This window comes from Nonomuraea sp. NPDC050202 (assembly GCF_040656115.1).
Taxonomy (GTDB): Bacteria; Actinomycetota; Actinomycetes; order Streptosporangiales; family Streptosporangiaceae; genus Nonomuraea.
Genome location: NZ_JBFALF010000017.1, coordinates 259,043 through 266,327 on the forward strand (window position 1 = coordinate 259,043; position 7,285 = coordinate 266,327).

Below are 7,285 nucleotides of genomic sequence, written 5' to 3' on the forward strand. Positions count from 1 at the left end.
CCTATGGGTGCGTCCGCTGAGCCTCGGCCACGATCGCGTCGATCAGGCCGCTGTCGTTCGGCAGTGCGGGATCGAGGGCGGCCAGGGCCGTGCGGGCGGCGTCCCGCAGCGGTCCATCGGCGGCCGGGGCCGCGGCGTCCCGTACGGGACCGGCCTCGCGCAGGTGCAGCAGCCAGGCGGCGAGCACCCGGACCGCCCCGGCGGGGAGCGCGCCTCGCGCCCGCTCGGCTCGCAGCACCGGCAGGATCCGTACGGGCAGCTTCCGCGAGCCGTCCTCGGCGATCTTGGCCAGGGTGTGCCGGATCCTGGGGTTGGCGAAGCGGTCCAGCAGGGCGTCCTGGTAGGCGGCCAGCTCCGGCTCGGGGAAGGCCAGGTGGCGGGCGGCCTCCGCCCACCATTGCGCCAGCCACCCCCGGCAGGCCGGATCGGCGACGGCCTCGGCGACCGTGGTGTGGCCGCGCAGCGACCCGGCGTAGGCCAGCAGCGAGTGGCCGCCGTTCAGCAGCCACAGCTTGCGTTCCTCGTACGGGGCCGCGTCGGTGACGAAGCGGGCGCCGGCGTCCTCCCAGCGCGGCCGGCCCGCCGGGAAGTCCCCGCACAGCACCCATTCGGAGAACGGCTCGGTGACGACCGGGGCGGCGTCGGCGCGGCCGGTGGCGCCGGCCACCAGGCCGGTGTCCTCCGGGGCCGGGTACGGGGTGATCCGGTCGACCATGGTGGTGACGTAGGCGGCGTCCGCGAGCCGCAGCCCCGCCGCCTGTGCCAGCTCGTCGACCATGCGCCGGGTCAGCTCGCCGTTGCCCGGCAGGTTGTCGCAGGACACGATCGCCACCGGCCCTCCCCCGGCCCGCCGTCGCGCCGCCAGCCCGGCCACCAGGCGCCCCGCCACGGTCCCGAGCGCGGGGCCGGGGTTGGGGCCCGGCCCGCCGGTGGTCGATTCGCCCGCGTCCTGCCCTTCCTCGGAGGGGTGGCGCGCGTAGCCTGCCTCGGTGACGGTCAGTGTGACCACGGCCAGCTCGGGGCGCCGCCAGTACGCCAGCCACTCCTCGTGCTCGCCCCCGCCGTGCACCGCCGTGACCGAGCTGACCACCTCGAAGGCGTCCCCGCGCGCGCCCCGCGTGACCAGCGTGTAGACCCCGTCCTGGGCGGCCAGCCGCGCCGCGAGATCCGTGCTGCGCCCGGTGAAGGCGGCGATGCCCCACCGGGAGGCGTCGGGGGCGTGTTCGGTGTACCAGGCCTGGTGCGCGCGGAAGAAGCCGCCGAGCCCCAGGTGCAGCATGCGGACGGGCGCGGCGGGCCGGCCGTCGGCGGCTCGGGTCAGGGGTGGTGTCACGGTTGCGAAGGCCTCCGTGGCAAGAGCATAAGGCCGCCGTCTCACGAGTCCACCGGCACCAGCGGCACCGTCGTCGACTCCCGGACCACCAGGTGGCAGGGCCGGGCGTGCCGTCCAGGAGACGGCGTGCCGTTGATGGCGGCCAGCAACATCTCGGCGGCCGCCCTGCCGAGCCCTTCGAGGTTCATGTCCACGCTGGTCAGCGGCGGCTGGCAGGCCTCCGCCATCACGTCCCAGTTGTCGTACCCGACCAGCGCCACCTCCTCCGGCACCCGCCGCCCCACCGCCCGCAGCGCGTCCGCGACGCCGCGCGCGATCTGGTCGCTGCCGCAGAAGACGGCGTCGAAGGAGGTCCCGCCCGTCAGCAGCATCCCCACGGCCTGCCGCCCCCAGGCCTCGCTCCACGCCCCGAACAGCGGCGGCCCCGCCAGGGAGAGCCCCGCCTCGGTGAGCCGTTCGACGGCGGCGGCCGAGCGCACGCGGGCCGAGTGGTGGTGCTCGGGCCCGGTCACGTGCGCCATCCTGGTGCGGCCGATGGCCAGCAGGTGCTCCACCGCCTTGCGCGCCCCGCCCTCCTCGTCGGGCACCACCGAGCAGTCGGCGGGGTCCGTCGAGCTGATGAAGGCGTAGACGACGGGGACGGGCAACCTGGGCGCGATCGGCGCCCGGGCCTCCGTGCGCCGGCCCGTCACGATGATGCCGTCCACGCGCCTGCTGAGCAGCGTCTTGACGTGGTACTGCTCCCGGATCGGGTCGTCGCGGCCGTCGCACAGGAACACCGACATCTGCCCCGCCCCGAGCGCGTCCTCCGCGCCCATCAGCACGGGGATGCTGAACCTGCCGATCGTGTCCGTGGTGATCATGCCGACGGTGTACGTGCGCCCGGAGTGCAGGCTCCGCGCTCCCGTGTTCACCTCGAAGTTGAGCTGCCTGGCCGCCTCCCTGACCCGGGTCCGGGTCTCCTCCCGCAGGGACCCGCGCCCGTTGAGCGCCTTGGAGGCCGTGCCCACCGACACCCCGGCGAGCGCCGCCACGTCGGCGATCGTGGCGTGACGCTCCAATTTCCCCATACTTTCCTCCGCTTTCCGAACATCTTGCCCATAGCAACTCTACCCTCCGTTGACTCCAGCAATATGGCGTTGCTAGCTTGAGGCAAACGATTTCCTAAGTTTCCAAGAGAGTGCTGGATGAGTTCGCCGAAACCTTCAGGCAACCCCGTGGCCACCCGCGTCGCCGGCCCGGCGACCCCAGGCCCCGGCGCGGTCGCCACGCTGCACCCGCTCGGCCTGGACCAGGTGCGGCTCGACGGCGGCGGGCTGCTCGGGCAGTGGCGGCGTCGCAACGCCGGGCAGACGCTGCCGCACTGCCTCGCACGGCTGGAGAGCAGCGGCAACCTGGACAACCTGCGGGCCGCGGCCGGCGAGGCCGGCAAGGAGTTCGCGGGGATGTGGTTCGCCGACTCCGACGTGTACAAGACGCTGGAGGCGGCCCTGTGGGAGCTGGCCGCGCCGGGCAGCGACCCGGACATGCCCGGGCCGGCCTCGCCCGGCACCCGCCCGAACGGGCGGGAGCCGGCCGCGCCGGGCAGTGACCCTGCGGTGTCCGGTGCGGGGCCGCGCCTGCGGAAGTTCGTGGACGACACGGCCGCGCTGCTGGCCCGTGCCCAGCAGGCCGACGGTTACCTCAACTCCTACTTCACCGTCGCCGAGCCGGACCAGCGCTGGCGCAAACCGGTCTGGAGCCACGAGCTCTACTGCGCGGGCCACCTGATCCAGGCCGCCGTCGCCGCGGGCCGCACCGGCGCCTGCCCCGGGCTGGTCGAGGTGGCCAGGCGCTTCGCGGACCTGCTGGTCGAGCGGTTCTCGCAGGTGGAGGAGGTGTGCGGGCACCCGGAGATCGAGACGGCGCTGGCCGAGCTGTACCGGCTCACCGGGCACCGCCCCTACCTCGACCTGGCACGGCGCTTCCTCGACCTGCGCGGCCGGGGCCTGCTGGAGCACGGCCGGTTCGGCCCCCGCTACCACCAGGACCACGTGCCGCCGCGCGAGGCGCGGGAGGTGACCGGGCACTCGGTGCGCCAGCTCTACCTGCTGGCGGGCATGGTGGACGTGGCGGTGGAGACCGGTGACGGGGCGTTGCTGGAGGCGTCCAGGCGGCTGTGGGACGACGCCGTCCGCACCAGGACGTACGTGACCGGCGCCCACGGCTCCCGGCACCGCGACGAGGCGTACGGCGACCCGTACGAGCTGCCGCCCGACCGCGCGTACGCGGAGACCTGCGCCTCGATCGCCGCCTTCCAGGTGAGCTGGCGCCTGCTGCTGGCCACCGGCGAGGCCAGGTACGCCGACGAGATGGAGCGCGTGCTGCACAACGCCGTCGCCGCGGCCGTCTCCGCGGACGGCAGGCACTTCTTCTACTCCAACCCCCTGCACCTGCGCACCGGCCACACCAACGCGGGCGAGGAGTCGGCGGGCCACCGCCTGCCCTGGTACTCGTGCGCCTGCTGCCCGCCGAACATCGCCCGCCTGATGGCCTCCCTGCCCGCCTACCTGGCCACCGGCGACGCGACCGGCCTGCAGCTCCACCTGTACGCCGGCGCGACGATCGAGGCGGGCCCCGCCACGGTGCGCGTGCGTACGGACTACCCCTGGCAGGGCCGGGTGGAGCTGACCGTCAGCGCGCCGGAGCAGTGGACGCTGGCGCTGCGCGTACCGTCCTGGTGCGCCTCCTACAGCGTGCTGATCGACGGCGAGCCGGCCCCCGCCTCCGTGGACGCCGGCTACCTGCGCCTGACCGGGGCGTGGGGCGAGAGCACGAGCGTCGTGCTGGACCTCGGCATGCCCGCCAGGCAGGTACGCCCGCACCCGCGCGTGGACGCGGCCCGCGGCTGCGTCGCGCTGGCCCGCGGCCCGCTCGTGTACTGCCTGGAGCAGCACGACCTTCCCGAGAGCGTGGTGCTGGAGGACGTCCGCCTCGACACCGGCGGCCCGCTCGAAGCCGTCAGCACGCACCCGATCCCCATCGTGATCACGGCGTCGGGCGCGGCCCTCGACGTCACCGGCACCCCTCTCTACACCACCGACCGGCACGCGAGCAGCGCCGCCCCGCTCCGGCTCATCGCGGTGCCCTACTTCCTGTGGGGCAACCGCGGCCAGGGCCCGATGCGGGTCTGGCTGCCCGCGGCAGACACGCCATGACCGACCCCGACCCCCTGTAGAACGAGCGAGGTACGAACGTGTCCACCCCCCGACCGAAGCGAACCGCCGCCGTCCCACCCACCACCACCGCCCTCCCCCGCCCGAAGCGGATCGCCGTCTTACTCGCCGCCGCCCTGCTCGCCTGCGGGTTACCGGCGGCCCCGGCCCAGGCGGCGGGCGCGACCCTCACCGTGAACGTCGCCCAGCCGTTCCGCCCCGTCACGCACGCCGCCTCGGGCGGCCTGTACGGCCTGGCGGAGAACTCCCGGCCCGCCGACTCGACGCTGCTGCCCATCAAGGTCAACTCGCTGACGCAGCCCGCCCCCGGCGTCGGCCAGCGCCCCAACGGCCAGCCTCCCGGCGGCGACGCCCTGCTGATCGCCCCGCAGGCCACCCGCGTCGGGGCCGGCCAGTTCATCCGGATGCCGGACATCTACCCCGACTTCCCCTACAGGTGGGTGAGCTGGGACGACTGGCTGGCCAAGGTCGACACCATGGTCAGGGCCAGGCTCCAGGCCACCACGGTCACGAACGTGATCGGCTGGGAGCTCTGGAACGAGCCCGACTACACCTGGAACACGGCCGCCGCGGGGAACTTCAACGACGGCTGGGTGCGCACGTACCGGGCCGTACGCGCTCTCGACCCGCTCACCCCGATCGTCGGCCCGAGCACCGCCGTCTACAACCGCTCCTGGATGCAGGCGTTCCTGACCCGCGCCCGGGACACCGGCACGCTGCCCGACGTCATCTGCTGGCACGAGTTGCAGGACCCGGTCAGGATCGCCGCGGACATCGCCGACTACCGCAACCTGGAGGCGTCGCTCGGCATCAGCCCGCGCCGCCTGTCGATCAACGAGTACGCCGCCCCGTCCGAGGTGGACGTGCCAGGAAGGATCGCCAGCTACGTCGCCAAGCTGGAGCGCGGCGGCGCGGAGTCGGCGCACCGCGCCTTCTGGTACGAGTACGGCACCATGAACGGCCTGGTCGTGAACAACAACCAGCCGACGGGCACGTGGTGGCTCTACAAGTGGTACGGCGACATGGCAGGCAGCATGGTCACGACCACGCCGGGCACCCAGACGGGCCTGGACGGGTTCGCCGCCTACGACGGCACCCGCAGGATCGTCAACGTGGTGTTCGGCAACGAGGCGGGCACCAACACGGTCGAGCTGACGGGCCTGGGCGCGCTCGGCTCCTCCGTCCGCGTCACGCTGCTGTCCACCCCGTCGAGCGGCCGGTTCACCGCCGTGACGGCGCCCACCACGATCTCGGCCACGACCAGGACGGTCAGCAACGGCCGGCTGAGCATCTCGGTGCCGGGCATGGTCGCCACCAGCGCCTACCAGCTCGTCGTCGAGCCGGCCTCCGGCGTGCCTGCCTACCAGCAGCGTTACGAGGCGGAGAACGCCTCGGTGTTCCGCGCCGAGCGGCTGACGGCCGCGAGCGCGTCGGGCGGCGGGTACGTCGGCCGCATCGACAACGCGGGCACGCCCCGCACCGACAGTTACGTCGACTTCGTCGTCAACGTGCCGGCCGCCCGCGCGTACACGATGACGATCGGCTACGCCAACGGCACCGGCGCGACCGCGACGCAGGGCCTGGCCTACAACGGCGGCGCCTGGAGCACGGTCAGCTACCCGCCGACCGCCGCGTGGGGCCAGTTCGGCGCCACGGTCAGCACCACCGTCACGCTCCGCGCAGGCTACAACGTGATCCGCCTGGCCAAGGGCTCGCCGTACTTCGCGGGCGGCACCGGATTCGCCGAGCTGGACTACATCCAGCTCACCTGAGAGAGGAATCAACCGACATGGCGAGCTTCGTCCCCCGGGCCGCCTGCTTGGCCCTGGCCGCCGTCATGATGGCGGCCTGCGGGTCCGCGCAGGAGGTCCAGTCGTCCGGCGCGAGCACCGCGTACACGGTCTGGGATCCCTATCCGCAGTTCGACAGGGGCTCGGACTGGGTGAAACTCCTGGAGCGGTGCGGCGCCGAGGCCGGGGTGAAGGTGGAGCGCACCGGCTACGACACCACGGACCTGACGAACAAGGCCCTTCTGGCCGCCCAGCAGGGCAACCCGCCCGACGTGCTGATCGTGGACAACCCGGTGATCTCGACGCTGGCCGAGGCCGGGGTGCTGACCACGACCGAGGAGACGAGGACCGACACCTCCTCGATCGCGCCGAACCTGCTGGCCGCCGGGCAGGCGGGCGGCAAGACCTACGGCATCCCGATCGGCGCCAACACCCTCGCCCTGTACTACAACAAGGACGTCCTGGAGACGGCCGGCGTGGACATCGCCTCGGTCAAGGACTGGGCGTCGCTGACGGCGGCGCTGGAGAAGGTGAAGGCGGCCGGCAAGAAGGGCATCACGTTCTCCGCGATCGGCACCGAGGAGGGCAGCTTCCAGTTCCTGCCCTGGTTCTGGGGCTCCGGCGCGAACCTCACCAAGCTCGACTCCCCGGAGGGCGTCTCGGCCGTGACGCTGTGGAGCGACTGGCTGAAGAAGGGGTACGCGCCCAACTCGGTCATCGGCAACACGCAGACCACCAGCTGGCAGGAGTTCGCCACCGGCGAGTTCGCCTTCGCCGAGAACGGCACCTGGCAGCTCGCCAACGCCAAGAAGGCCGGCTTCCCGTACGGGATCATCCCGATCCCCGCCAAGGCGGGCGGCACCGCGCCCGCGCCGACGGGCGGCGAGTTCGTCAGCGTGCCCGTGCAGGCGGACACCGGCCGCTACGCCACCTCCCAGAAGCTGGTC

The 7,285-nt window shown here is 73.2% G+C and carries 5 protein-coding genes; 3 read left to right on the forward strand and 2 right to left on the reverse strand.

The genetic code is table 11. From position 1 onward, the window contains the following. Position 1: 1 nt before the first annotated feature. Positions 2 to 1,333, reverse strand: coding sequence for a mannitol dehydrogenase family protein (locus AB0I79_RS36400; protein ID WP_357883327.1), 1,332 nt, complete (start codon positions 1,331 to 1,333; stop codon positions 2 to 4). A gap of 41 nt (positions 1,334 to 1,374) precedes the next feature. Then, positions 1,375 to 2,403, reverse strand: coding sequence for a LacI family DNA-binding transcriptional regulator (locus AB0I79_RS36405; protein ID WP_357883330.1), 1,029 nt, complete (start codon positions 2,401 to 2,403; stop codon positions 1,375 to 1,377). A gap of 117 nt (positions 2,404 to 2,520) precedes the next feature. Here AB0I79_RS36405 and AB0I79_RS36410 point away from each other — a divergent pair, with 117 nt between their 5' ends. The 3 genes from AB0I79_RS36410 to AB0I79_RS36420 all read left to right on the forward strand — a co-directional run. Next, the gene (locus AB0I79_RS36410) at positions 2,521 to 4,530 is read left to right on the forward strand and encodes a beta-L-arabinofuranosidase domain-containing protein (RefSeq protein WP_357883333.1); all 2,010 of its coding nucleotides are present in this window, start codon (positions 2,521 to 2,523) and stop codon (positions 4,528 to 4,530) included. Positions 4,531 to 4,568: 38 nt separating this feature from the next. Beyond that, positions 4,569 to 6,320: a CBM35 domain-containing protein gene (locus AB0I79_RS36415; protein WP_357883336.1), complete on the forward strand. Its 1,752-nt coding sequence runs from the start codon at positions 4,569 to 4,571 to the stop codon at positions 6,318 to 6,320. Between the two features lie 17 nt (positions 6,321 to 6,337). Then, the coding region (locus AB0I79_RS36420) for an extracellular solute-binding protein (RefSeq protein WP_357883340.1) at positions 6,338 to 7,285 on the forward strand (948 nt) is incomplete at its 3' end.

Coding starts and splice junctions, on each gene's coding strand:
- AB0I79_RS36405 (WP_357883330.1), bottom strand. CDS start 2,403: ATGGGGAAATTGGAGCGTCACGCCACGATCGCCGACGTGGCGGCGCTC.
- AB0I79_RS36410 (WP_357883333.1), top strand. CDS start 2,521: ATGAGTTCGCCGAAACCTTCAGGCAACCCCGTGGCCACCCGCGTCGCC.